23 protein-coding genes, 1 tRNA gene and 1 pseudogene are annotated in these 21,272 nt (G+C 60.0%); 6 read left to right on the top strand and 19 right to left on the bottom strand.

The window, feature by feature from the left end:
• Positions 1 to 109: 109 nt before the first annotated feature.
• Positions 110 to 364 (top strand): annotated as a pseudogene (locus tag K3F44_RS09305) (site-specific integrase); the annotation flags it as partial.
• An 83-nt stretch (positions 365 to 447) separates the two neighbouring features.
• Here the strand turns inward: K3F44_RS09305 and K3F44_RS09310 are convergent.
• The 9 genes from K3F44_RS09310 to thrS all read right to left on the bottom strand — a co-directional run bounded on the left by K3F44_RS09310 (position 448) and on the right by thrS (position 7,918).
• A tRNA-Pro gene (locus tag K3F44_RS09310) sits at positions 448 to 524 on the bottom strand.
• 98 nt (positions 525 to 622) lie between these two features.
• The gene (locus K3F44_RS09315; RefSeq protein WP_220633871.1) at positions 623 to 979 is read right to left on the bottom strand and encodes a MerR family transcriptional regulator; all 357 of its coding nucleotides are present in this window, start codon (positions 977 to 979) and stop codon (positions 623 to 625) included.
• Positions 960 to 1,262 carry an integration host factor subunit alpha gene (gene ihfA, locus K3F44_RS09320; protein WP_002553164.1) on the bottom strand — a complete coding sequence of 101 codons (303 nt, stop codon included), beginning with the start codon at positions 1,260 to 1,262 and terminating at the stop codon, positions 960 to 962. Before ihfA ends, K3F44_RS09315 begins: the two co-directional genes overlap by 20 nt.
• Positions 1,263 to 1,266: 4 nt before the next feature.
• On the bottom strand, positions 1,267 to 3,648 hold the full coding sequence (gene pheT, locus K3F44_RS09325) for a phenylalanine--tRNA ligase subunit beta (RefSeq protein WP_220633872.1): 2,382 nt from the start codon (positions 3,646 to 3,648) through the stop codon (positions 1,267 to 1,269).
• A gap of 31 nt (positions 3,649 to 3,679) precedes the next feature.
• Positions 3,680 to 4,696: a phenylalanine--tRNA ligase subunit alpha gene (gene pheS, locus K3F44_RS09330; RefSeq protein WP_101320618.1), complete on the bottom strand. Its 1,017-nt coding sequence runs from the start codon at positions 4,694 to 4,696 to the stop codon at positions 3,680 to 3,682.
• Between the two features lie 109 nt (positions 4,697 to 4,805).
• The gene (gene rplT, locus K3F44_RS09335) at positions 4,806 to 5,162 is read right to left on the bottom strand and encodes a 50S ribosomal protein L20 (protein WP_043860801.1); all 357 of its coding nucleotides are present in this window, start codon (positions 5,160 to 5,162) and stop codon (positions 4,806 to 4,808) included.
• Positions 5,163 to 5,189: 27 nt separating this feature from the next.
• Positions 5,190 to 5,384 (bottom strand): 50S ribosomal protein L35, encoded by a 195-nt coding sequence (rpmI, locus tag K3F44_RS09340; RefSeq protein ID WP_028696462.1) that lies wholly within the window; start codon positions 5,382 to 5,384, stop codon positions 5,190 to 5,192.
• Positions 5,385 to 5,444: 60 nt separating this feature from the next.
• Entirely contained in the window at positions 5,445 to 5,996 is a 552-nt protein-coding gene (gene infC, locus K3F44_RS09345; protein ID WP_178080772.1) for a translation initiation factor IF-3, read from the bottom strand.
• Positions 5,996 to 7,918, bottom strand: coding sequence for a threonine--tRNA ligase (thrS, locus tag K3F44_RS09350; RefSeq protein ID WP_188036253.1), 1,923 nt, complete (start codon positions 7,916 to 7,918; stop codon positions 5,996 to 5,998). Before thrS ends, infC begins: the two co-directional genes overlap by 1 nt.
• A gap of 336 nt (positions 7,919 to 8,254) precedes the next feature.
• Between thrS and K3F44_RS09355 the strand changes: the two genes are divergently transcribed.
• A complete protein-coding gene (locus K3F44_RS09355; RefSeq protein WP_101320622.1) occupies positions 8,255 to 8,557 on the top strand; it encodes a hypothetical protein in 303 nt (100 codons plus the stop codon).
• Positions 8,558 to 8,717: 160 nt separating this feature from the next.
• Positions 8,718 to 8,930, top strand: a complete 213-nt coding sequence (locus K3F44_RS09360) for a cold-shock protein (protein ID WP_003179963.1) — start codon at positions 8,718 to 8,720, stop codon at positions 8,928 to 8,930.
• A 105-nt stretch (positions 8,931 to 9,035) separates the two neighbouring features.
• On the opposite strand, the gene K3F44_RS09365 is transcribed toward K3F44_RS09360, so the two are convergent.
• A complete protein-coding gene (locus K3F44_RS09365; RefSeq protein WP_220633873.1) occupies positions 9,036 to 9,359 on the bottom strand; it encodes an I78 family peptidase inhibitor in 324 nt (107 codons plus the stop codon).
• A gap of 284 nt (positions 9,360 to 9,643) precedes the next feature.
• On the opposite strand from K3F44_RS09365, the gene K3F44_RS09370 reads away from it, so the two are divergent.
• A complete protein-coding gene (locus K3F44_RS09370; RefSeq protein WP_101320626.1) occupies positions 9,644 to 9,859 on the top strand; it encodes a hypothetical protein in 216 nt (71 codons plus the stop codon).
• On the opposite strand, the gene K3F44_RS09375 is transcribed toward K3F44_RS09370, so the two are convergent.
• From K3F44_RS09375 to K3F44_RS09405, 7 genes are all read right to left on the bottom strand, one after another.
• Complete coding sequence (locus K3F44_RS09375) at positions 9,831 to 10,838, bottom strand: nucleoside hydrolase (protein WP_101320628.1); 1,008 nt, start codon at positions 10,836 to 10,838, stop codon at positions 9,831 to 9,833. The two genes, K3F44_RS09370 and K3F44_RS09375, sit on opposite strands and share 29 nt — an antisense overlap.
• A gap of 64 nt (positions 10,839 to 10,902) precedes the next feature.
• The gene (gene rbsD, locus K3F44_RS09380) at positions 10,903 to 11,307 is read right to left on the bottom strand and encodes a D-ribose pyranase (RefSeq protein ID WP_101320630.1); all 405 of its coding nucleotides are present in this window, start codon (positions 11,305 to 11,307) and stop codon (positions 10,903 to 10,905) included.
• Positions 11,304 to 12,212 (bottom strand): ribokinase, encoded by a 909-nt coding sequence (gene rbsK, locus K3F44_RS09385; RefSeq protein WP_150568850.1) that lies wholly within the window; start codon positions 12,210 to 12,212, stop codon positions 11,304 to 11,306. Before rbsK ends, rbsD begins: the two co-directional genes overlap by 4 nt.
• Before the next feature lie 9 nt (positions 12,213 to 12,221).
• Positions 12,222 to 13,247 (bottom strand): LacI family DNA-binding transcriptional regulator, encoded by a 1,026-nt coding sequence (locus K3F44_RS09390; protein ID WP_220633874.1) that lies wholly within the window; start codon positions 13,245 to 13,247, stop codon positions 12,222 to 12,224.
• 4 nt (positions 13,248 to 13,251) lie between these two features.
• Entirely contained in the window at positions 13,252 to 14,235 is a 984-nt protein-coding gene (locus K3F44_RS09395; protein WP_220633875.1) for an ABC transporter permease, read from the bottom strand.
• On the bottom strand, positions 14,232 to 15,785 hold the full coding sequence (locus K3F44_RS09400; RefSeq protein ID WP_220633876.1) for a sugar ABC transporter ATP-binding protein: 1,554 nt from the start codon (positions 15,783 to 15,785) through the stop codon (positions 14,232 to 14,234). The genes K3F44_RS09395 and K3F44_RS09400 overlap by 4 nt, the downstream gene beginning before the upstream one ends.
• Positions 15,786 to 15,805: 20 nt before the next feature.
• Positions 15,806 to 16,759 carry a sugar ABC transporter substrate-binding protein gene (locus K3F44_RS09405; protein WP_220633877.1) on the bottom strand — a complete coding sequence of 318 codons (954 nt, stop codon included), beginning with the start codon at positions 16,757 to 16,759 and terminating at the stop codon, positions 15,806 to 15,808.
• A gap of 335 nt (positions 16,760 to 17,094) precedes the next feature.
• Between K3F44_RS09405 and K3F44_RS09410 the strand changes: the two genes are divergently transcribed.
• Positions 17,095 to 18,183, top strand: a complete 1,089-nt coding sequence (locus K3F44_RS09410) for an asparaginase (RefSeq protein WP_101320642.1) — start codon at positions 17,095 to 17,097, stop codon at positions 18,181 to 18,183.
• 154 nt (positions 18,184 to 18,337) lie between these two features.
• Positions 18,338 to 18,580, top strand: a complete 243-nt coding sequence (locus K3F44_RS09415; RefSeq protein ID WP_101320644.1) for a DUF1654 domain-containing protein — start codon at positions 18,338 to 18,340, stop codon at positions 18,578 to 18,580.
• An 8-nt stretch (positions 18,581 to 18,588) separates the two neighbouring features.
• Here K3F44_RS09415 and K3F44_RS09420 read toward each other — a convergent pair whose 3' ends face one another.
• Together K3F44_RS09420 and K3F44_RS09425 are read right to left on the bottom strand one after the other, a co-directional pair.
• The gene (locus K3F44_RS09420; RefSeq protein WP_259407068.1) at positions 18,589 to 20,640 is read right to left on the bottom strand and encodes a PAS domain-containing sensor histidine kinase; all 2,052 of its coding nucleotides are present in this window, start codon (positions 20,638 to 20,640) and stop codon (positions 18,589 to 18,591) included.
• A 134-nt stretch (positions 20,641 to 20,774) separates the two neighbouring features.
• The gene (locus tag K3F44_RS09425) at positions 20,775 to 21,200 is read right to left on the bottom strand and encodes a GTP pyrophosphokinase (protein WP_101320648.1); all 426 of its coding nucleotides are present in this window, start codon (positions 21,198 to 21,200) and stop codon (positions 20,775 to 20,777) included.
• Positions 21,201 to 21,272 lie beyond the last annotated feature (72 nt).

The following is a 21,272-nucleotide window of genomic DNA, read 5'->3' on the forward strand; positions in this document are numbered from 1 at the left end:
CGATGAGCTCAAGGCCATTGGCTCTGGATACGCACTGGTCCTGGAACTGGTGACCGGGAAGAAGCTGAGCAGTGCCTGATCCACAAGCTTGAGAAGCTGCGCAGCGAGGCAACACTTGCGCCCAGCTTGCCCTGGTTTCGCTTCAATCAGGATTCACGACCTGAAGCATACCTTCGGCATACGCCTGAAGGCAGCTGGCGTGACAGAGGAAGATCGGAAGTCGCTACTTGGCCACAAGAACGGGAGCGTGACCAGTCACTACTCAGGCGCTGAGCTTGGGCAGTTGATAGAGGCGGCAAACAAGGTTTCAGCAACGGACTCGCGTGGTCCAGTGCTGACGATTCTGAAAAGGAGGATTGGATGATAAAAAAGGCGAAGTCACTCGAAATGTCACTGGGCCTACAAATGAAAAAGCCACCCGAAGGTGGCTAAGTCATTGGGATTATTTGGTCGGGACGGAGTGATTCGAACACTCGACCCCTTGCACCCCATGCAAGTGCGCTACCGGGCTGCGCTACGCCCCGAACTGCTCTCAATACTGCTGAGAACGGTACAAAATCTACCCTAACCTTTTGATTAATGAAAGCTTTTTTTCGAAAAACTTTCCATTCGTCGGATCAGGTTATTTCTTCAACACCACCAGCACATCTTCCAACTCGACAATCATCTGCCGAACCATCTGCTTATACTGCGTCGTGTCGTCCTTGGCTTCATCACTGGACATGCGCAAGCGCGCACCGCCGATGGTGAAGCCTTGGTCGTACAGTAACGCGCGGATCTGGCGGATCATCAGTACGTCTTGGCGCTGATAATACCGGCGGTTGCCGCGGCGTTTGACGGGGTTGAGCTGGGGAAACTCCTGCTCCCAGTAGCGCAGCACGTGCGGTTTTACCGCACAGAGCTCGCTGACTTCACCAATGGTGAAGTAGCGTTTGCCCGGGATGGGGGGCAGCTCGTCGTTATGACTTGGTTCCAGCATAGGCCTCAACCCGGGCTTTCAATTTCTGCCCTGGACGAAAGGTGACGACGCGGCGTGCGGTGATCGGGATTTCTTCCCCAGTTTTAGGGTTGCGGCCCGGCCGTTGGCGTTTGTCGCGAAGGTCAAAGTTGCCGAATCCGGATAACTTGACCTGCTCGTTATCTTCAAGCGCGTGGCGGATCTCTTCGAAAAACAACTCGACGAGTTCCTTCGCCTCTCGCTTGTTAAGCCCAAGCTCCTCGTACAGCCTCTCGGCCATCTCAGCTTTCGTCAGAGCACCCATGCCGTTATTTCCTTAACGTGGTGTTCAACCTTTGTTCGAGCGAGGTGAGGATCAACTGCAGGGTGGCATTCACCTCATCGTCATTAAGAGTGCGCGATGGATGCTGCCAGGTCAAGCCGACCGCGAGGCTTTTTCTATCAGGATCAATGCCTTTACCCTGGTAGACGTCAAACAGCCTGAGGTCTGTGAGCCATTCGCCTGCATTGTCACGAATTGCTTCAAGGACGTCGCTGGCGGCCACATCACGGCCGGCAATCAGGGCCAGGTCGCGGCGGGTTTCAGGGAACTTGGACAGTTCGCTGAATTTCGGCAGGCAGCCTTCGACCACTTCTTCCAGGATCAGCTCGAAGACGAACACCGGGCGATCCAGGTCGAGGGTCTTGGCCAGCTCTGGGTGCAGAGCACCGAGGTAGCCGACTTCCTTGCCGTCGCGTTCGATACGGGCGGTCTGGCCTGGGTGCAGGGCTGGGTGCTTGCCCGCGACGAACTTGAACTCAGCGAGCGCGCCGGAGTAACCCAGCACCGCTTCAACGTCGGCTTTGACGTCGAAGAAGTCAATGCCATCGCGTGGGTTGGCCCAGCCTTCTGGCAAGCGGGTACCGGTGACGACGCCGGCGAGCATCGGCTGCTGCTTGAGGTCGCCGAGTTGGCCGACAAAGCGTTGGCCGCTCTCGAACAGGCGCACGCGGTCTTGCTGGCGGTTAAGGTTGTGCTGCAGCGCTTTGACCAGGCCAGGCCACAACGAGGCGCGCATGGCGGCCATGTCGTTGGAGATCGGGTTGGCCAGCAGCAGCGGCTCGACGCCAGGGCTGAACAGCTCGAACAGTTTCGGGTCGATGAAGCTGTAGGTGATTGCTTCCTGATAACCGCGAGCTACCAGCAGGCGGCGCAGGGTTGGCAGCTCACCGCGGGCTTCCGGCGCGCCTTTGGGGGCGAGACGGGCTTGCGGATAGCGCACTGGCAAGTGGTTGTAGCCAAACAGACGGGCCAGTTCTTCGATCAGGTCGACTTCAAGACTGATATCGAAGCGGTGGCTTGGCACTTGTACCGTCCACTGCCCTGCCCCATCGGCGCTGGTGGTCAGCTCGAGGGCGTTGAGCAGTTGCTCGACCTGGGCTGGATCCATGTCCAGGCCGAGCATCTGGCTGATGCGTTCGGCGCGCAGAGTGATCGGCGCAACTTTCGGCAGGTGCTGCTCGCTGACTGCTTCGACGATCGGGCCGGCTTCGCCACCGACGATTTCCAGCAACAGCGCGGTCGCGCGCTCCATGGCTTCGCGAGCCAATTGCGAGTCGACGCCGCGCTCGTAGCGGTGCGAGGCATCGGTGTGCAGACCGTAGGAACGGGCCTTGCCAGCGACGGAAATCGGCTCGAAGAAGGCGCTCTCAAGGAACAGATCGCGGGTCTTCTCAGTATTCACGCCGCTGTGCTCGCCACCCATGACGCCGGCAATGGCCAGGGCCCGGGTGTGGTCGGCGATGACCAGGGTGTCGCTACGCAGGGCGACTTCCTGACCGTCGAGTAGGACCAGCTTCTCGCCTTCCTCGGCCATCCGCACGCGGATGCCACCGTTGATTTCGGCGAGGTCGAAGGCGTGCATCGGCTGGCCGAGCTCGAGCATCACGTAGTTAGTGATGTCGACTGCAGCGTCGATGCTGCGCACGTCGCTGCGGCGCAGGCGTTCTACCAGCCACAGCGGGCTTGGCTTGGCCAGGTCGACGTTGCGGATCACGCGGCCGAGGTAGCGCGGGCACGCGGCCGGGGCCGAGACTTCAACCGAGCGCACTTCGTCGTGGCTGGCGGCAACGGCCGGCACGTCGATGCGGGTAACCGGCACGTCGTACAGGGCGCTGACATCGCGCGCCATACCGGCCACCGAGAGGCAATCGCCACGGTTCGGGGTCAGGCCGATTTCGATGCTGGCGTCGTCGAGATTGAGGTATTCACGGATGTCCTGACCAACCGGCGCATCGGCGGCCAGTTCAAGCAGGCCGTCGTTTTCTTCGCTGATCTGCAACTCGGCAGCCGAGCACAGCATGCCGTTGGATTCAACGCCACGCAGTTTGGCCTTTTTGATCTTGAAGTCGCCTGGCAGCTCGGCTCCGATCATGGCGAAGGGGATCTTCAGGCCCGGGCGCACGTTAGGCGCGCCGCAGACGACTTGGAAGGTCTCCTGGCCGTTGCTGACCTGGCACACACGCAGCTTGTCGGCATCCGGGTGCTGCTCGGTGCTGAGCACTTCGCCGACGATGATACCGCTGAACTGGCCAGCCGCCGGCGTGACGCTGTCGACTTCGAGGCCGGCCATGGACAGACGAGCAACCAGCTCGTCGCGGGAGACTTGCGGGTTTACCCAACCGCGCAGCCACTGTTCACTGAATTTCATGCTGTTCTCCTGAATATGGTCGAGGTGTGGCCTAGCGGAATTGCGCCAGGAACCGCAGGTCGTTGTCGAAGAACAGACGCAAATCGTTGACGCCATAACGCAGCATGGCCAGACGCTCGGCGCCCATGCCGAAGGCAAAGCCCTGGAACTCTTCCGGGTCAATGCCAGACATGCGCAGCACGTTCGGATGGACCATGCCGCAGCCCATCACTTCCAGCCAGCCGGTCTGCTTGCACACGCGGCAGCCTTTGCCGGAACACATCACGCACTGAATGTCGACTTCAGCGGACGGTTCGGTGAATGGGAAGAACGACGGACGGAAACGTACATCCAGCTGCTTCTCGAAGAACACCCGCAGGAATTCTTCGATGGTGCCCTTGAGGTCGGCGAAGTTGATGTCGCGATCGATCAACAAGCCTTCCACCTGGTGGAACATCGGCGAATGGGTGATATCCGAATCGCAGCGATAGACGCGGCCAGGGCAGACAATGCGAATCGGCGGCTGGGTCGATTCCATGGTACGTACCTGCACCGGCGAGGTGTGGGTGCGCAGCAGCATGTTGGCATTGAAGTAGAAGGTGTCGTGCATCGCCCGGGCCGGGTGGTGGCCAGGGATGTTGAGCGCCTCGAAGTTGTGATAGTCGTCTTCGACCTCAGGGCCTTCGGCGATGCCGTAGCCAATGTGGGTGAAGAACTGTTCGATGCGTTCGAGGGTACGGGTGATCGGGTGCAGGCCGCCAGTGGTCTGGCCACGGCCCGGCAGGGTCACGTCAATGCATTCGGCAGCCAGGCGAGCGCTGAGCTCGGCCTCTTCAAAGCCAGCCTTGCGCGCATTGAGCACTTCGGTGACGCGCTCCTTGGCGTCGTTGATCAGCGCTCCAACCTTGGGACGCTCTTCGGCTGGCAGGTTGCCCAGGGTCTTCATCACCTGGGTCAGCTCGCCTTTCTTGCCGAGAAATTGAACCCGGATCTGTTCCAGGGCATTGATGTCTTCAGCGCGCTCCACAGCTTCCAGGGCTTGGGAGACCAGCGCGTCCAGGTTTTCCATGTACAGACTCCAGATACAAAAATAGGGGAAGAGCTTTGAAGGCTCTTCCCCTATCGATGACGTTCAACACCCGACGGCGCATGCGCCGCCGGATGATTGTCGTGGGTACTTAAGCCAGAACGGCTTTAGCTTTCTCGACAATCGCAGCAAACGCCGCTTTTTCGTTCACTGCCAGGTCAGCCAGAACTTTACGGTCGATTTCGATCGACGCTTTTTTCAGGCCAGCAATCAGGCGGCTGTAAGACAGACCGTTGACGCGAGCACCAGCGTTGATACGAGCGATCCACAGAGCGCGGAACTGACGTTTTTTCTGGCGACGGTCACGGTAGGCGTATTGACCAGCCTTGATGACAGCCTGCTTGGCAACACGGAATACGCGCGAACGTGCACCGTAGTAACCTTTAGCCAGTTTCAGAATTTTTTTGTGACGCTTACGAGCAATTACGCCGCGCTTTACACGAGCCATGAGTAACTTCCTCTATCTAGACCAGAATTAACGAACGCGCAGCATGCGCGCGACTTTTGCCACGTCAGACGGGTGCAGCATGCTGCTACCACGCAGTTGACGCTTACGCTTGGTCGACATTTTGGTCAGGATGTGGCTCTTGAAAGCGTGCTTGTGCTTGAAGCCGGTCGCCGTTTTCAGGAAACGCTTCGCTGCACCGCTCTTGGTTTTCATTTTTGGCATGTTCGTAACTCCGCATTGGGGTGGATAAACATAACCGCAAGGCCTGCCGTGCCCTGGTGGTTATTTCTTTTTCTTGGGGGCGATGACCATCAAAAGTTGGCGTCCTTCCATCTTCGGATGCTGTTCGACGGTCCCGTATTCGGCGAGATCAGCTTCGATCCGCTTCAGCAGTTCCATACCCAGCTCCTGGTGGGCCATCTCACGACCACGGAATCTCAGAGAGATCTTGGTCTTGTCCCCATCACTTAGGAAACGTACCAGGTTGCGTAGTTTTACCTGGTAATCCCCTTCCTCCGTCCCTGGACGAAACTTGATTTCTTTGATCTGGATGATCTTCTGGTTTTTCTTGGCTGCAGCCTGTTGCTTCTTCTTCTCGAACAGGCTTTTGCCGTAGTCCATGACTTTACAGACAGGAGGTACGGCGTCAGCAGAAATCTCTACCAGATCCAGCTTCGCTTCTTCAGCGATACGAAGCGCTTCTTCGATCGAGACGATGCCCAACTGTTCACCGTCAGCACCAATTAACCGAACCTCGCGTGCAGAGATATTCTCGTTGATCGGGGCCTTCGGTGCAGCTCGTTTATCGTTTCTCATATCACGCTTAATAATCATTACTCCGATTCTTGGCGACCACGCCGGGAAACCGCATGCGCAAGGAACTCGGCGAATTGGGCGACGGGCATGGAGCCCAGGTCAGCGCCTTCGCGAGTACGCACAGCGACGGTTTGCGTTTCGACTTCACGGTCCCCTATAACCAAAAGGTACGGGACCTTGAGCAAAGTATGCTCGCGGATTTTAAAGCCGATCTTCTCATTTCTCAAGTCAGACTTGGCACGAAAACCGCTATCGGTCAGATTTTTTTCAACCTGAAGGGCAAAATCGGCCTGTTTGTCAGTGATGTTCATGATCACTGCCTGGGTTGGCGCCAGCCAAGCCGGGAATACGCCAGCGTAGTGCTCGATCAGCATACCGATGAAGCGTTCGAACGAACCGAGGATGGCGCGGTGCAGCATTACCGGGCGCTTGCGCGCGTTATCTTCGGCAATGTAGCTGGCGTCCAGACGCTCTGGCAGGTTCGGATCGTACTGCAGGGTACCACACTGCCAGTTACGACCGAGGCAGTCACGCAGGGTGAACTCGATTTTCGGGCCGTAGAAGGCGCCCTCGCCTGGCTGATATTCCCACTCCAGGCCGGATTCGTTAAGTGCATCAGCCAGGGCGCCTTCGGCGCGATCCCACAGCTCGTCCGAACCGACACGCTTGGCCGGACGGGTAGAAAGCTTCATGGCGACGTCGACGAAACCGAAGTCTTTATAGACATCGAGGGTCAGCTTGATGAAGTCGGCCGCTTCTTTCTTGACCTGATCTTCGGTGCAGAAGATGTGCGCATCATCCTGAACGAAACCACGCACACGCATGATGCCATGCAACGCACCAGATGGCTCGTTACGGTGGCACGCACCGAACTCGGCCAAACGCAGTGGCAGGTCGCGGTACGACTTCAGACCCTGATTGAACACCTGCACGTGGCACGGGCAGTTCATCGGCTTGACCGCGTAATCACGGCTTTCCGACGATGTGGTGAACATGTTTTCGGCGTAGTTGGACCAGTGACCGGAACGCTCCCAGAGGATTCGATCGACCACTTGCGGGGTCTTGATCTCAAGGTAGCCGTTCTGACGCTGCACAGTACGCATGTACTGCTCGAGCACCTGATAAACAGTCCAGCCGTTCGGATGCCAGAAGACCATGCCCGGCGCTTCTTCCTGCAGGTGGAACAGGTCGAGCTGCTTGCCGATCTTGCGGTGATCGCGTTTCTCGGCTTCTTCGATGCGCTGAATGTAGGCAGCCAGCTGCTTCTTGTCAGCCCAGGCGGTGCCGTACACGCGCTGCAGCTGCTCGTTCTTGGCGTCGCCGCGCCAGTAGGCGCCGGACAGCTTGGTCAGCTTGAACGATTTGAGGAAGCGGGTATTGGGCACGTGCGGACCGCGGCACATGTCGACGTATTCTTCGTGATGGTACAGACCCATGGTCTGCTCATCCGGCATGTCCTCAACAAGGCGCAGCTTGTAGTCTTCGCCACGGGCCTGGAACACGTCGATGACTTCGGCGCGCGGGGTGACCTTCTTGATGACGTCGTAGTCTTTCTCGATCAGCTGCTGCATGCGCTTTTCGATGGCAGCGAGGTCATCAGGGGTGAAGGGGCGCTCGTAGGCGATATCGTAATAGAAGCCGTCATCGATGACCGGGCCGATTACCATCTTGGCGGTCGGGTACAGCTGCTTGACTGCGTGGCCGACCAGGTGGGCGCACGAGTGACGGATGATTTCCAGCCCCTCTTCATCTTTGGGGGTGATGATCTGCAGGGTGGCGTCGTGTTCGATCAGGTCGCAGGCATCGACCAGCTTGCCGTCGACTTTACCGGCCAGGGTGGCCTTGGCCAGGCCAGCGCCAATCGAGGCGGCGACTTCGGCTACGGATACAGCGTGATCGAACGAACGTTGACTGCCATCGGGAAGAGTAATGGTGGGCATGGCGCCTCCTCTCCTAGTGGTGACCCCTACCAAAGGTCACGTGGGTTGGGATGAGCCAGTACAAGATCCGACCTGCCTTCCTTAATAGAGGAAGCCTGCCTCACAGTGGCAGAAGCCTTTCGGCTTGTCAGGGGCGAACCAGAGTGACTGGAAATAGAAAGATAGCTGCTGGCTGCCTCTGGGCAACTGCAAGCCGAGCATGCTAGCACGCAGGTTAGCGGCCAGGCACGAATATTTGGTAAATGCGTAAATCCGGTGAACTGTGAGTAAAAAAGCCTATCAGATTTGCTGATGCATCCGATTTTCATCAGACCTATATCAAGGGAGTGTCTGGTTATGCGACTTCAGTCTCTTCTGGCCCTGACCGCCGCGGGGGCACTGCTGCTGCCCATGGCGGCCCAAGCCGACTGGCCAGCCGGCAAGAAAGACGCCTACATGCAGCAATGCGTGCAGGTGGCCACCCAGCAAGGCGTCAGCGCCAAGGACGCCGACACCCACTGCAAGTGTGGTGCCCAGGCAATCGAGAAGAATTTCAGCAAGGCTGAGATCGAAGACCTCGACAGCAAGGACGGTGTTGACGCGAAATTGATGCAAAAGGCTCAAACTGTGGTAAAACAGGCGTGCACGACGAAAGGTTGACCGCCTAACAGCGGGCTTCCGAGCCTTTATTTGCGCTGTATCAGTTTTCTTCGCAGTTAAAAGGCGCGACACGCGCAGAATTAGACTATGATGTACCTGGCGCACGCAGCTTCGGCTACATCTGCACCGATAAAAAATTACGTTTCTGGAGATTCACCCCATGTCCAATCGCCAAACCGGCACCGTCAAGTGGTTCAACGATGAAAAAGGCTTCGGCTTCATCACTCCTCAAGGCGGCGGCGACGACCTGTTCGTACACTTCAAAGCCATCGAATCCGACGGCTTCAAGAGCCTGAAAGAAGGCCAGACTGTTTCCTTCGTTGCCGAAAAAGGCCAGAAGGGTATGCAGGCTGCACAGGTTCGTCCGGAGTAATTCGGATGCTGTAAAAAAACCCGCCCTCGTGGCGGGTTTTTTTATGCCTGAATTTTACAGATTGGTCGCCGCCGCCCATGGCGCCAGCGACCATTAAAGAGCAAATCAGCCGCAGTTGACGCGGACGACGTTACCCTGCTCGTCAACATTGAGGTTGAGTCGCTCGGAGCGGTACTCCAGGGTGACCATATCGTGCGGCTTGAGGATGCGGGCCATTTGCGAGCCGCTGGCTTTGCGCGCCTGCTCAAGCCGCTCGGGTGTGCCCGGTTTGCCTACGGTGAAGTCAGCGCCGCTGGCGTTACAGCGGCCATCGTTGCCAGCCGAGGCTGCCGGTGCGCTGCTGTCACCGCCCGGCGCGCTGCCAGTGCTGCAACCAGCCAGCGCAACAGCTACCAGTACGGTTGCCAGAGAAGCACGGGTACGGAACATGAATCCTCCTAATCATCATGGGAACTGCTGTATGCGACAGTAGTGCGCAATATTCGTTGCAAAACGCCCAAGTGTGCCTGACTCGCGCCCGCGAGGGGAAACAGCAATCGTCACCGGGTTTTGCACCGAATAAATAGTTTGTCGCGCACGGACTGTTATGCCTAAGTCGCAGGGCTCTTGACGCAAAGGCATGATTTACTGCAATAAGTGGAGTGCAGCATGCCTCCCTACGAACGCCAGGGCCCGGTGTTCGATCTATAGTCCGAACCAACGAGAAATTTCCAATGCGCAGCCTCAGCATCGATGCCGACATCCAGGTCCACTTACCCGCGGGCCATCGCTCGTACGCACCAGGCACCGCCGAGGAGCTAATGTTGATTGCCGTGGACCTGCTGGTACACGAACTCGGCAACGAAGGCTCCCGCAGCTTTATAGAGCAAGTGCTGGAGCGCTATGCGCCCCAGGCTGCAGCTATGGCAATCGAGCCAGCCGCTCGCTGAGCAGATCGAACAAGCCCTGGGCATCGCCCTCCTCTACCCACATGACGTTGGCGGGCTGCTTGAGCACGCCATACCAGTCGGCAACGGTCTGACCGAAGGTCGGGCCTTCGCGACTGTCGACACTCATGTGGATCTGCCGCCCGCTGAACATCTCTGGCTTGAGCAGATAAGCAATGACGCTCGCATCATGTACCGGCCCGCCGGGCATGCCGTAGAGCTGCATGTCATGCTGAATGTAGGCGTTGAGGATGTCCACGACCTGCTTGCTGGCGCGGTTGTTGACCGCGCTCAACTGCTTGAGCCGAGCATCGCTGGTCAGCAGCTTGTGGGTGACATCCAGAGGCAGATAGGTGAGCTTGACGCCACTGGCCAACACCACCTCAGCGGCATGCGGGTCCGCGTACAGATTAAATTCAGCGACTGGCGTGATGTTTCCGCCATTGAAGTGGGCGCCGCCCATGACCACGACTTCCTTGATGCCTTGGGCGATCCCTGGCTGCTGGATCAGCGCCAAGGCCAGGTTGGTCTGCGGGCCAAGCATGGCGATGGTGATGCTGTGTGGCTTGGCTGCGCTCAGGGTATCGACCAGATACTGCACCGCATTGCCCGCGGCCAAGCTTTGCTTTGGCTCATGCACCTGCACGCCGGTAATGCCCTCCTCGCCGTGAACCTCAGCGGCGTAGATGGGCGCGCGCACCAAAGGTCGCCCAGCACCGGCGTAGACCGGTATGTCTTCGCGCCCAGCCCACTCACGGGCCAGACGCGCGTTGCGGGCGGTTTTCTCCAGGCGCACGTTGCCGGCAACCGTGGTGATCGCGCGAATGTTCAGCTCCCCGGGTGATGCCATCGCCAAAAACAGCGCCACCAGGTCATCGGCACCAGGGTCGGTGTCGATGATCAACTCGCGCGGGGCGGCGTGCAGCGCCGAGGTGGTTACAGCGGCCATGAGGACGGCTCCTTGCAGCAGTTTCTTCAACATAAGGCACTCCTGCGCCAACAGTTTGCAAATTCAGGCCGCGCCACGGCGGATCGAAGCCAACAGGTCAAAACGTGACGCCAGCGACCAATGCGATATTGCTGAATGGCTTGCACTCCCCGGTGCGCACAATGACCTTGGCCTGACGACTCAGCAGCTTGAACTCACTGTGCGGCATCTGCTCGCGAACGCCGAGCAAGCCCAGCGCGCTGAGCTGCTGGATTTCAGCCAACGCCGGTGGCGCGACCTCGAACAGCTCGGCCGCCAAGACATGCCGTTCGACCTGCATTTCGCTCAGCACCACCCGCAGTACACTGGCAAAGTCCGGCAAGCCCGAGGTAATGGCCAGATCGATCAATTCCACGCCAACCGGCACCGGCAAGCCGGCATCACCGATCACCACGATGTCGCCATGACCCAGACCGGCAATCGTGCGCGACAGAGCAATATTGAGCAGAGCGGTCTTTTTCATGGCTGCAGCTCCGCCAGATAGGGAATCGAGGGCTGCGCACCCGCACGAGTGACCGATATGGCGGCCGCGCGCTGACCGAGGGTGATCGCCTCAGCCTCACTCAGCCCACGCGCCAAGCCAGCGGCAAAGCCACCGATAAAGGTGTCACCGGCCGCAGTGGTGTCGAGCGCTTTGACCGGCGTTGCCGGATAGTGCTGGCAGCCTTGCGCGCTCACCACCAAAGCACCCTCGCTACCGAGGGTCATGATCACCTTGCCGACCCCGAACGCGAGCAACTGCTCGGCAGCGCGGCGGGCGCTGTCCTGATCGCTCACCGCAATGCCGGTCAAGGCCTGGGCCTCGCTTTCGTTGGGCGCGAGGTAGTCGATGTTGGTAAACCAGTCTGCCGGCAGCGGGCCGGTAGCGGGGGCAGGATTGAGAATCACCGTCTTGCCCAACTCACGGGCTCGGACCAAGGTCCAGGCGACCGTTGCCTGGGGCACTTCCAGTTGGCAGATGACGATATCAGCAGCCTGCAACAAGCTGTCAGCGCGCTGCACCGACTCGGCGCTGAGCAGGCCGTTGGCACCGGGGATCACCACGATTGCGTTCTGGCTGGCAGCGTCCACCACGATCAGCGCCACTCCGCTGGAAACACCCGCGCAGCTAGCCACTGCCTGACAATCAACGCCTTCGACCTGCAGCGCTTGTAGCAGCTGCGGGCCATAGGCGTCATCACCGACATTGCCTATCATGGCCACGCTGGCGCCGAGGCGCGCCACGGCCACCGCCTGGTTGGCGCCCTTGCCGCCGGGCACCGTGAAAAAACCGTCACCGGTCAGCGTCTCGCCGGCTCGCGGCAAGCGCTCGGCGCGGGCCACCAGGTCCATGTTGAGGCTGCCGACCACTACTACCTTGGCATGCATGGGAAGTCCTTAGCGGTAATCATTGAACAGGTCCGGGCGTGGCCCGGTAGATTCGCGCATGATGATGCGCGGGGCGATGATGCGCTGCTCGGCCGGGGCTTCGTGCCGCGGCCTGGCGATGCGCGACAGCAGCAATTCGGCAGCACTCTCGCCCAGCTCGCGAATCGACTGGCCTACAGTGGTCAGCGGCGGGTATACGTAGCGACTGAGCTCGATGTCATCGAAACCGATCACCGACAGCTCGCCAGGCACGCTGATATTGCGCTCGGCGGCCGCGCGCAGGACGCCAAAGCCGATCATGTCGTTGCCGGCAAAAATCGCCGTGGGCCGCCGGCCGTCAAGCAACTGCGCCGCAGCAGCGTGGCCGCCTGGGCTGGTGAAATCACAGTGCAACACACGTGCTGCGCTGACCTCAGCCTGCGCCTCGGCCATAGCCCGATGAAAACCGGCCACGCGCAACTGGCTGACCCCGGTCTCGGCTGGCCCGCCAATACAGGCGATGTCGCGGTGGCCGAGCTCGAGCAGGTGACGGGTGGCGAGGTAAGCGCCTTGTTCGTGGTCGATCCGCACCAGGTCGGCATCTACGCCCTCCAGCGCGCGGTCGACGATGACCATCGGCGTGCGCACACAGGCCAGGCTCTGCAGCAAGTCACTGTCTTCACCGACTGACGCTACCACCAGGCCATCAATGCGCTTTTCCAGCAATACGCGCAGGTAGCTGCGCTGCTTTTGCGGATTGTCGTCGGAGTTGCACAGGATCACGCAGTAGCCATTACGCTCGCAGCCATCCTCGATGCCCCGGGCCAGCTCGGCAAAGTACGGGTTGACGCTGCTAGGCACCAACAGGCCGATAGTGGCGGTACTGCGCGCCTTGAGCGAGCGGGCTACGGCACTGGGCACGTAGTCGAGTTCGGCGATGGCCGCCTCGACCTTCAGGCGCACCTGTTCGCTGACCGGACGGGTCTTGTTCAGCACATGGGAAACGGTGGTGTAGGAAATCCCCGCCATTGCCGCGACATCTTTGATGGTTGCCATGGTTTCAGTTCCGCCGGCTCGCGCGCCGGCTGCGATAAGTGTCGAGCACCACGGCAATCACAATGACCGCCCCGGTGATAATGCGCTTGGTTGGTTCGGAAGCGCCGATCTGAGCCAGCCCGGCGGCCAGCACCGAAATGATCAGCACTCCGAAAAATGTACTGACCACTGAACCGCGCCCGCCCATCAGGCTGGTACCGCCGATCACCACAGCGGCAATCACCTGCAGTTCAAGGCCAGCACCGGCGTTCGGGTCGGCGGCCTCCAGACGAGAAATCTGGAACAGCGCGGCGAGGCCGGCGAGCAGGCCCATCAGGGTGAACACCATGATCTTGTAGGGCCGCGGGTCGATCCCGGCCAGGCGTACAGCTTCTTCATTGGTACCAATGCCGATCAGGTAACGGCCGAACACTGTGCGTGTCAGTACAAGGTGGGCAACGACGATGACCAGCAAGGCGATGATGAAGGCTGGCGAGATGCCAAATGCTACTGGATTGGAAAACCAGGCGTAGGCATCGCCGATATAGGCCGTGCGCGAATCAGTGAACTGATAGGCCAGGCCACGGGCCATTTCCAGCACACCGAGCGAGACGATAAAGGATGGAATACGCCAGGCCACGGTAATGCAGCCAGTGACGCTGCCAGCCAGGGCGGCGACTGCCATGCCCAGCAGCGCAGCGGGCAACACGCTCCAGCCCCACCCCAGAATTGCCACGCTGACTGCCGAGGCTGCCAAGGCCAGCACCGAGCCCACCGACAGGTCGATGCCACCGATGATCAACACCAGCGTCATGCCTACTGCCAGCACCATCAGATCGGGGATCTGGTTGGCCAGGGTACTGAAGGTTGCGTACGACCAGAAATGGCTGCTCATAAACGAGAACAGCACAATCATTGCCAGCAATGCGCCGGCCAGTCCCAGGTAAGTACCCAGGCCCAGATAGGCGCCGCTGCGGCGAGCGGGAGTGTCGACGGGAGAGCTGTTCATGGGTCCATCCTGGGAGCTGCTTCATGCAGCAGAGCATCACGTTGTTGATAACCGGCGAAAGCCGCGGCAAGCAGTTGATCCTGGCTCCAGGCATCGCGCTCGAAGGTGTCGATCAGGCGCCCCGCAGAGAGCACACCGATGCGATCGCAGATCAGCATCAGCTCGCGCAGGTCACTTGAAACAACCACCAGCGCCTTGCCCTGGCGCGCCAACTCGGCAAGCAGGCCATAAATGTCGAACTTGGCGCCAACGTCGATACCGCGGGTTGGCTCGTCGAACAGCAGTACCTGGCAGTCGCGCTCGAGCCAGCGGCCAATCACCACCTTTTGCTGATTGCCACCGGATAACTGACTGACAGCCTGCGCTGGGCTTGCGCTGCGAATGCGCATGGCGCTGATCTGGCGCTCGGCCAAGGCTGTTTCGGCAGCGCTGTTGATGACCCCAGCACGGGACACGGCGCCCAGGTTACCGAGGGCAATATTGGCGCTGATCGACTGCGTCAGCAGCAGCCCCTCACCTTTGCGATCCTCAGTAATCAATGCAATGCCAGCACGCACAGCGGCCTTGGGCGAGTCGACAGTGATCGGCTGCGGCGGCTGACCAAGGGCAACGCTGCCGCTGTCGGCGCGGTCGGCGCCGTAGATCAGCCGCAGCAGTTCGGTACGGCCGGCGCCGATCAGGCCGGAGATACCAAAGATCTCCCCTGCCCTCACCTCGAATGAAACCTCGCACACCTTGCCGGCACGGCTGAGCTTGTCGACCTTGAGCAGCGGCGCGCCGATCTGGCGCCTGCCCAGGTCGATATGCTCGCCCACGTCACGACCAACCATCAGGTTGACCAGCTCGGCACTGTTGTAACGTTGGATCGGCTCGGCGCACACCAGCTTGCCATCGCGCAGCACCGCGATGCGCTGGGCCACACGCTGCAGCTCTTCAAGGCGATGGGATATGTACACGATAGCCACGCCGCGCTGACGCAGGCGCTCGATCTGGACAAACAGCAGCTCGACCTCGCGGGCAGTGAGCATCGCCGTAGGCTCGTCGAAGATCAGCACCCGGCAATCACCAATCAGGTTGCGGGCGATCTCGACCATCTGTTGATGGCCAATACCCAACTCACCGACCAGGGTATCCGGGTCAATCGCGTCCAAGCCCACCTGCGCCATAGCGGCGACCGCCAACTGGCGCAGGCGCTTGTGATTGATCCAGCCGAGACGGCTGGGCAGGTTGTCGAGAAACAGGTTCTCGGCAACCGTCAGGGTGGGCAGCAGGTTCAGCTCCTGCATCACCATACGCACCCCAAGCCCCTCTGCCGCACTGCGGCTGGCAGGGCTGTAAGGTTGGCCGAGGTAGCTCATGTGCCCAACGGTGGGAATTTCCAGGCCGCTGATCAACTTCGATAGCGTGCTTTTGCCGGCGCCGTTCTCACCGGTCAGCGCCAGCACTTCGCCGGCGTACAGCTCCAGCTCGACGTCAGCCAGCACAGGCTGGGCGTAGCTCTTGCCCAGCCCGCTGACCGCGAGCACCGTTTGCGTGGCCGATGCAGACATGGCCGGGTCTCCTGCCTGGATCACGGCTTGGTGATCAATTCAACCGGGGTTTGGATGACATTGTCGGCATCGACAGCGGTTTTTTCGCCCTTGATCATCTGCAGCGCAGCCTGGATGCCATACACGGCTTGCTTCTTGGCATCCTGATCGAGCGTGGCGAGCACGCGGCCATCTTTGAGCATCGGCTTGATGGCGTTGATGTTGTCATAGCCGACTACCTGAACCTGATCTTTCTTGCCTGCGGCACGCACAGCCGAGACAGCCCCAAGCGCCATGCTGTCGTTGCCGGCCAACAGCGCTTTGATCTCTGGATACTCATTGAGCATGGCCGCCGCCACCGCGTTGCCCTTGTCGATTTCCCAGTTGCCAGACTGCACCGAAACGACCTTGATCTGTGCCGCCTGCATGGCGTCCTGGAAACCAGCCGTGCGCTGTTGGGCGTTGGTAGTGGTGGAGACGCCTTCGATAATACCCACCTGATCACCTGGCTTGAGCTTTTGCTGGGCCAGATAGTCGCCGACCAGCCTGGCACCCTTGCGGTTGTCAGGGCCAACGAAGGGCACGCTGAGATTTTTGCTCTTGAGCACTTCGGGGTCGAGGCGGTTATCGATGTTGATGACGGTGATGCCGGCATCCATGGCTTTCTTGATCACCGGCACCAGCGCCTTGGAGTCAGCCGGCGCGATCACCAGCGCGTTGGCGCCAGTGGCGATCATCTGTTCGACGATGCGGATCTGGTTGCTGGTGTCGGACTCGTCCTTGATGCCGTTGGCTACCAGGTCGAAGTCGTTAGGGTGCTCTTTTTGGTAGGCCTTGGCGCCGTCTTCCATGGTGCGGAAAAACTCATTGGCCAACGACTTCATGACCAGAGCGACCTTGGGTTTTTCTTCAGCCTGACCTGCCAGGGGCAGTGCGAGCGCCAACGAGGAGACGATAGCGAGGGACAGCAGACGACCGGGGAACGGCAGTTTCATGAGATGACTCCGAATCTTGTGTTTTTTATCGGATCGCAAACGTTTGCGTTAAGCCACTATGGAAACAAGCCATGATTTTGTCAATTGCCTGAGACGCTGTTTTGGCAAACCGGGGCCAGCAGCAGGTTACGCGGATTGGCCACGGAAAACCGAACAACTTTACCTGTATCCGTTCGGTAAGCCGAATACATCCCATCGCTGGATTTGTCTCGGCATATGAGCGAACTCCCGCCGGGAGTGGCTCAACCCAGACACGCCGCTGCGTTGGTATGAAACCTGCCTGCTAAGCTGTGCGACATATAAATCTCACCAGGAAGATCGAGAGAACAATAACGATGAAAACCGCACTGAAGACATTTGCCCCGGGCGCCCTCGCCCTGCTGCTGATCCTGCCGACTGCAGTTTCTGCCAAAGAAGCCGAGCAGCAACAAAAGCTCGCCAATGTGGTGATTCTCGCCACCGGCGGCACCATTGCCGGCGCCGGCGCCAGCGCCGCCAACAGCGCTACCTATCAGGCCGCCAAGGTAGGCATCGACAAATTGATCGCCGGCGTACCGGAGCTGGCTCAACTGGCCAATGTGCGCGGCGAGCAGGTCATGCAGATCGCATCCGAAAGCATCAGCAACGACGACCTGCTCAAGCTGGGCAAACGCGTCGCCGAGCTGGCTGACAGCAACGACGTCGACGGCATCGTTATCACCCACGGCACCGACACCCTGGAAGAAACCGCCTACTTCCTCAACCTGGTAGAAAAGACCGACAAACCAATCGTAGTGGTCGGTTCGATGCGCCCGGGCACCGCAATGTCGGCTGACGGCATGCTCAACCTTTACAACGCCGTAGCCGTCGCCAGCGACAAGCAATCGCGCGGCAAAGGCGTACTGGTGACCATGAACGACGAAATCCAATCCGGCCGTGATGTCAGCAAGTCGATCAACATCAAGACCGAAGCGTTCAAGAGCGCCTGGGGCCCGATGGGCATGGTCGTGGAAGGCAAATCGTACTGGTTCCGCCTGCCAGCCAAGCGTCACACCTCCAACTCCGAGTTCGACATCAAGCAAATCAGCAGCCTGCCTGCCGTAGACATCGCCTACGGCTACGGCAACGTTACCGACACCGCGTACAAGGCCCTTGCGCAAAACGGCGCCAAGGCGCTGATTCATGCCGGCACGGGCAACGGTTCGGTATCGTCACGTGTGGTACCGGCTCTGCAGGAGCTGCGTAAAAACGGCGTGCAGATCATTCGCTCTTCCCACGTCAACCAGGGCGGTTTCGTACTGCGCAACGCCGAGCAGCCGGATGACAAGAATGACTGGGTCGTCGCCCACGACCTGAACCCGCAAAAAGCACGGATTCTGGCGATGGTCGCAATGACCAAGACCCAAGACAGCAAAGAGCTGCAGCGGATCTTCTGGGAATATTGATCTGTTGATTGCCTGAGCCGAGCAACGCTTTGCTCACCGCTGTCGCGGGCTGCATGGCCCGCGACAGTCACTTGGGCCAAGGCTCACGAGGTTGTTGCGAAATTGCCTACAGTGAAATACTGTACGCACATACAGCACAACAAGGAACACCCCGATGGCCGCTGCCTCTCAAGCCACCCCCAGCCCATACCAACAACTGGGCGAGCGCATTCAGAAAATCATCAACAGCCCTACCGCCCAGCGCAGCAAGTCTGCGTTGATCTTTCGGCTGGAGCACGAGTTGCCGGATGACTGGGCAACGCTACTCGAAGAGATAGCTGAAAACGACAATGTCACCCTTGCCTACCGGGATGATGGCGGCGTGCAGATCTTCTGGACTGTACCCAAGGAAGACTGAGCAGGGACTCAAGCCTTGGCGGTAGCATCGCCCGCTTGCGGCCTGAGCAAGGCATTGACCTGCGAGGTCAGTGCCTCGAGGGCAAATGGCTTGGTCAGTATCGCCATGGTCGACTCCAGCGGCTGACGATCGAGCACTTCAGGCTGCGCATAGCCCGTCATCAGCAACACCGGCAGGTCAGGCCGCGATTGCCTGCCCGCCTCCGCCATCTGCCGCCCGTCAAGCCCGCCGGGTAAACCGATGTCGGTCACCAGCAGATCAATGCGGATGTCCGAACGCAGCAGTTGCAACCCTGCCAGGCTGTCCGCCGCCTCGATCACCACATAGCCGTAACTGCCCAGGGTTTCGCTGACAAACATGCGCACGGAGGACTCGTCATCGACCACCAAAACCGTTTCGCCAGCTGCGGCCGTGGGCTCGGCACGCTCGCCAGGTTGCGCCTGCGGGGCGTCCACCGCAGTGGTGTGGCCCGGCAACTGCAGCAGCACTCGCGTGCCTTTGCCCGGCTCTGACTCGATCCTCACCTGGCCACCGGATTGCTTGGCAAAGCCATAGATCATCGACAAGCCAAGCCCGGTACCGGCGCCAACCGGCTTGGTCGTGAAGAACGGCTCGAAGGCCTTGCCGAGCACTTCGGCGCTCATGCCGGTACCACTGTCCGCCACGCAAATGCTCAGGTAGTTGCCGGGGCTCAACTCTGGATCAAGCTCGGGCCCAGTCGTCAGCCGCTGGTCGCGAGTGCTTATCAGAATCCTGCCGCCACCCGGCATGGCATCGCGCGAATTGATACACAGATTGAGCAAGGCGTTTTCAACCTGCGCCGGGTCGACCAGACAAGCACTGGCCTGCGCTGCCAACTCCACCTTCAGGCTGATTGCCGGCCCGACCGTACGCCGGATCAGCTCCTCCATGCCGCCAATCAAGGCATGCACATCAGTCTCGACCGGCACCAGCGTCTGCCGACGGGAGAACGCGAGCAGGCGATGGGTAAGGGCAGCGGCGCGCTGGGCGGCACCATGAGCAACGCCCAGGTAACGCTCCAGATCGGCCGTGCGCCCCTGATTCAAACGCAGCCTGATCAAGTCGAGGCTACCGCTGATGCCGGCCAGGAGATTGTTGAAATCGTGAGCGATACCCCCGGTCAGCTGGCCCACAGCCTCCATCTTCTGTGCCTGACGCAGCGCAGCCTGAGCCGCCTCGCGCTCGGCAACGGCGACGCTGATGCGGGCTTCCAACGTACGATTTAGCTCAAGCAAGGCGGATTCGGCGTTCTTTCGCGCGGTGACATCCATCGAGGAGCCGATCAAACCGATCACTTCACCGGCGTCGCTCAGCAACGGCGCCTTCACCGACAGCCATACGGCTACAGAACCGTCCGGCATGTCGACCCGCTCTTCAATCTGCTCAGCCTGACCGCTGTCCATGATGCGCTGGTCGTTCGCCATGACCTGGCGCGCCTGCGCTTCGTCTTCAAGAAATTCCAGGTCGGTCTTGCCGAGGTAAACCTCGGGAGGCTTGCCGATCAGCTGCGTAGTGCCGTGGTTGGCGACCAGCATCCGTCCCTGGCGGTCCTTGGCGTACACCACGCCAGGCACTGCCGCCGTGAACGTGCGCAACAAGGCGTTTGCGCGATCGCGCTCAGCTTCGGCAACACGCCGCCCCTCAATGTCCATCAGCACGCCTGGAAAGCGCACAGCCATGCCCTGCTCATCGAGCTCGGCGCGACCATTGGCCTCTACCCAGCGATAGCAGCCGTCGTCCTGGCGAACACGATATTCACAGCGAAAGCGCCCACCGCGAGCCATGGCCTGTTCGATGTCGCGGCCAACCCGTTCGCGGTCTTGCTCGTGGATGGAGGCGAACGCCTCGGAGATCGGAATGCCGCTGGTGCAGCGTTCTGCAGACAGCCCGAATGAGCGGGCGAAGCGCTCGTCAGCCGTCACGCAGTCGTTGCGAATGTCCCACAGCCAGGTACCAATAATGGCGCCAGCGTCGAGAGCCAGTTGCAGACGCTCCGAGGCATCAGTCGGGAAAACCTGAAGACGGTCGGGCCTGACCATCGCTTCGACCCACTCCGCAGGGCCTTCTCGATCCATTGCTACCTCTTGAGTTACCCAGCTTCAAGGTCGGGCATATTACCGACCAAGCGGGTAAATGCGCCAGATAAAGTAGACAGCGCAACCGAGGCCAGCGTTCAAGTCAAGGTTTGCAGATAGGCACTGGCATGTTGATAGCGGCTGAGCCGGGCAAGGTCAGCGGGACCTGGGCAGGCGATGCGACTAAGGTCGCTGTTATCGGCCAGATCAGCCAGCTTGACCTCTCGTGCCAGAGGGTCAGCGCCTGCCCGAATCACAAACGCCTCATAGCTCTCGCCAGGACGTCGACTCAGCGAGAGCAAGGCGGCGAGGATTTTCAGCGGGAAACCCTCAAGAGCGAGGTCTGATACCGTCAGGGACGTGTCTTCGAGTACATCGTGGAGTACAGCGACAATACGCTGCTCAGGTGTGGACACCCGCATCATCACCCGCAGCGGATGAAGAATGTAGGCCGCCCCACCCTTGTCGTACTGCCCCTCGTGGGCTTTGGCGGCTACAGCGATGGCCCGTTCCAATGTAGACATGCGACCCCTCCCTGTTCAGCGCCCGCTTAGCCAAGCATAGCCAACGATCGCGTTCAGGCACACCCCGCCTGC

The sequence above is a fragment of the Pseudomonas sp. S07E 245 genome, assembly GCF_019599025.1.
Taxonomy (GTDB): domain Bacteria; phylum Pseudomonadota; class Gammaproteobacteria; order Pseudomonadales; family Pseudomonadaceae; genus Aquipseudomonas; species Aquipseudomonas shirazensis.